The sequence below is a fragment of the Paraclostridium dentum genome, from assembly GCF_012922555.1.
GTDB lineage: Bacteria > Bacillota > Clostridia > Peptostreptococcales > Peptostreptococcaceae > Paraclostridium > Paraclostridium dentum.
This window is the reverse complement of the sequence record NZ_WIPK01000064.1, coordinates 1-840: the sequence shown is the minus strand read 5'-3', so window position 1 is coordinate 840 and position 840 is coordinate 1. Positions and strand designations below refer to the sequence as shown.

Sequence of the window (840 nt, the reverse complement as noted above, 5' to 3'; positions counted from 1 at the left end):
CACCAGCCCGAGCCGTCCTGCTTGGCGCAGTTCCCGCTGTACTTGTCGTTGTCTCTGTCGGGTGTGCTGAACTGCTGGCCGTTATGAGACGTGTGTGCTTTATCGCTCACGTCATCACCAAACTCAAACCCGTCAAACGCGTCGCCGGCGTCTCCTTCTAAATAGTAAGCGTAGGTCAGACGGTAGTTATCGACCTCAGGACCCACTTTAAACGTGGCGTAGTTCGCGGTTCTTTTGACTCCGTCCCAGTCCACCATATCGATCCTGAGCACGTACGGAAGGCCGGGCTGGACCGTCAGCAGGTGGATCTTCTGGTTTCCGAGCCAGAACTCTGTGCTGTCGTCAGGAGAGAGATAACCGAAGCCTTCTTTATATGGAACCCAGTTTCTGTTGAAGTCAACACTGCCATCTCGCCTCCTCTGAAGCACGGTCCAGCCTCGGCCTGTGCTGTCGATCTCGCAGTACACCAGGAAGGGCGCGGGCGCGGCAGCGAGGCCGGGTGCTTTGGCCGGCTGCACGTAATACAGCCCGCTGACCTTCGCCCCCTTATTAGCGATGTCCTGACAGTCTTTCCCAGTGATGGGCTGAATGGTCACAGTGTCTCTACACGGCAGTTTACACTTCTCATCCAGCAGTTGGGAGAGCTGCTTCAGGCCCGTCAGGCGCTTCTCGTTATCCGCAAGAGTCTTCTGCAGATCATAAAGCTGTTCCTCCTGAGCGAGGATGGTCCTCTCAAACCTCAGCACATCGTCCAGCATGTTCGAGGACTTCTGGATGTACAAGTCTGGTGAAGATTTCTGCGCCTGCGTCTGCGAGTCCTTCAGATAAACCACTTTGTCC

1 protein-coding gene is annotated in these 840 nt (G+C 55.7%); it reads right to left on the bottom strand.

Annotation, left to right across the window (positions count from 1 at the left end):
* On the bottom strand, positions 1 to 840 hold an 840-nt coding region (locus GFJ41_RS20915; RefSeq protein ID WP_170075978.1), incomplete at both ends, for a fibrinogen-related protein.